The organism is Pseudoalteromonas sp. BSi20429 (assembly GCF_000238895.1).
Classification (GTDB): domain Bacteria; phylum Pseudomonadota; class Gammaproteobacteria; order Enterobacterales; family Alteromonadaceae; genus Pseudoalteromonas; species Pseudoalteromonas arctica.
Window position 1 is genome coordinate 1 of record NZ_BADV01000063.1, and the last position, 2788, is coordinate 2788.

The following is a 2788-nucleotide window of genomic DNA, read 5'->3' on the forward strand; positions in this document are numbered from 1 at the left end:
GCAAACTCGATGCCCGAGTGGTGGAATTGGTAGACACAAGGGATTTAAAATCCCTCGACTAACAAGTCGTGCCGGTTCAAGTCCGGCCTCGGGCACCATCTCTCTATTAAGCGCTCTGCTTAAAAAATATCTAATAAATCTTCTAATATCTATAAAATATCCAGTAAAAATCCTGATTTATCATTTTTATGTTTTCTATGGTTTATATTATCTTGATATGCACTATTTTATGCATGGTCTACCCAATAATAGCGTTGTGTGATAGTTCATTAAGAGTTTGTATATCTATCGTATTAAAGATATATATGAGTAAGCATAATGTAATATTTCCAAACCCAATCCTATAGCGCCTCAAATAAACCAGCCATGCAATCTTTAGCGACACACAGTACTTAATGCTAATGAATACACTTTGAACTGAACTAAAGCGTCATAGACTTATGATACCAACCAGTAAAGTAGGCCATTAGCTTTAAAAAATTCAAAACAGTAAAGCAATCTACACCTCGAGAGCAAACAACCTTGAAAGTAAAGTTCAAACACCTATGTGCTGGTAGCATAAAGTAATACCAATCTGCTTATATATCGGGTCTATTTAAGGTTAAGGAAATTACGCTAGATCTAGGCAAAATTTTTTGTATCTAGTGTTCTCGGCAATTGCTCCCTGCATTGCTCTACCTCCTGCATCCATGCAGTCGTAAATAAAAATTTTTAACGACGTTATAGTGCAATTTAATTCGTTAAATTGCTCAGAGATTTATGCAGGTTGGTATAGTTGTCGAATTGGTTGCTAACACATGCTCATTGGAAGTTAAAAATCGCGGGTAAGAGTAAGTCTAGAGTTATGGTGAGAACTTCAAATAGGTAAACAATAAAGTGCTTATACATAATGCAGAGCTATGGGCATTAAACATCTGTTTTTGTAGGTTGTCTTGTCTAGGCTGATAATCAGATAATGTCTATACAGTTCTTATCGTCCGTAACAGCTTTTATTTATAAATGATCGAGTGCTATGTGTCAGGACTTTTTATTTTTAGAACTAAAAAAGCGAGCCGTAGCTCGCTGTTTATTGTTTATTTCCAGGCCTCGGGATCGACCTCTTTAGCAAGTTTAGGATGCTTACTTTTGTCAAAGGTGGGTATTAAGCCCTTTTTGCGTTGTTCGTTGTAATCTTTAGAGAGCCATACAACAACACCTGAAAGCATAAATAGCGCTATAACGTTTACAATGGCCATTAAACCCATTGATATATCTGCCAGCGTCCAAATTAAACCAAGCTCACCAACAGCACCAAACATCACCATACCTAAAACAACAAGTCTAAAGATAAACATACCTTTATTAGAGTTGTGCTCTAAAAACATTAAATTTGTTTCAGCGTAAGAGTAATTAGCCACAATAGAAGTAAAAGCAAAAAACAATATAGCAATGGCAATAAAGTAAGTACCCCAGTCGCCGACATGTTCTTGTAATGCTGCTTGTGTAAGTTCAATCCCCATAACACCAGATTCAGGTACTAATTGCTGCGATAGTAAAATAAGAGAAGCAGTCGCTGTACAAATAACAATAGTATCAATAAATACACCTAGCATTTGCACATAACCTTGTGATGCTGGATGAGGAGGGTAAGGTGTCGCAGTGGCTGCAGCATTAGCTGCACTACCCATACCAGCTTCGTTTGAGAATAAGCCACGCTTTATACCTTGGATCATAGCTTGTGTAACACCATAACCAATTGCACCTGCACCAGCTTGTTCAATACCAAAAGCACTTTTTATTATAAGTACAATTACATCAGGTAATGCAGTAAAGTTAATAGCGCATACATAAAGAGCCACTAACAAGTAAGCTAATGCCATAAATGGGACAACCATTTCAGCAAAACGAGAAATCGTTTTCAAACCACCAAAAATAATAATACCAGAGCCAATAACCAAGCAAATGCCTACTATATACTTAGGTACATCAAACGCTACTTCAAATGCTGCAGCAATAGAGTTTGACTGTACGGCGTTAAATACCAAACCAAAGGCTAAAATTAAGCATAACGAGAATAAAGTCCCCATCCAGCGTTTACCTAAGCCGTTTTGCATATAATAAGCAGGGCCACCTCTAAAATTGCCATCAGCATCTTTTGTTTTATAAGCCTGAGCCAAAGTACTTTCAGCAAAGCTTGTAGCCATACCTATTAATGCAATAAGCCACATCCAAAAAATAGCACCTGGCCCACCTAGGTATAAGGCAACAGCAACACCAGCCATATTACCTGTACCAACGCGTGCAGCTAACGAAGTACAAAAAGCCTGAAAGGATGAAATTTCATTATCGGCACATTTACGAGAGCCAAACATAACTTTGAACATATGTGGAAATTGCACAAACTGAATAAAGCCTAGTCGAAAAGTAAAAAAGAGGCCTGCTGCTATTAATAAGTAGACAAGAACTTGGCCCCATAGAAGGGCACTTATACTGTTTATTATGTCTGTCATGGATACTGCCTAAATACATGAGTTAAAAAAAGTGACCGCAACTTATCACATCAGGATAAAAGTGTTTAGTTTTAAAGTTCAAAAACAGAGTTATCAACAGGGTTTTGTGGGTAACTTGTGCTTATCGTGTGTGCTTGCTTGGGGCTTAATTTTAATTACTATTTTATGCAAATAACGCTTGCGTAAAATCCGCCGCTCCCTATAATGCGACCCCACTGAGACGGGAAACGCCAACGCATAGCGAGGAGCGAACTACTCAGAGAGTTAAGTAAAACTTCGGTTTTAAATTATCTAAAAAG

At 37.6% G+C, this 2788-nt stretch carries 1 protein-coding gene and 1 tRNA gene; one reads left to right on the forward strand and one right to left on the reverse strand.

The features are described 5' to 3' along the window. The first annotated feature begins 11 nt into the window (after positions 1–11). Positions 12–98 (forward strand) — tRNA-Leu (locus P20429_RS07655). A gap of 975 nt (positions 99–1073) precedes the next feature. On the opposite strand, the gene P20429_RS07650 is transcribed toward P20429_RS07655, so the two are convergent. Next, positions 1074–2489 (reverse strand): sodium:alanine symporter family protein, encoded by a 1416-nt coding sequence (locus P20429_RS07650; RefSeq protein ID WP_010555303.1) that lies wholly within the window; start codon positions 2487–2489, stop codon positions 1074–1076. Between the last annotated feature and the right edge of the window lie 299 nt (positions 2490–2788).

Coding starts and splice junctions, on each gene's coding strand:
- P20429_RS07650 (WP_010555303.1), bottom strand. CDS start 2,489: ATGACAGACATAATAAACAGTATAAGTGCCCTTCTATGGGGCCAAGTT.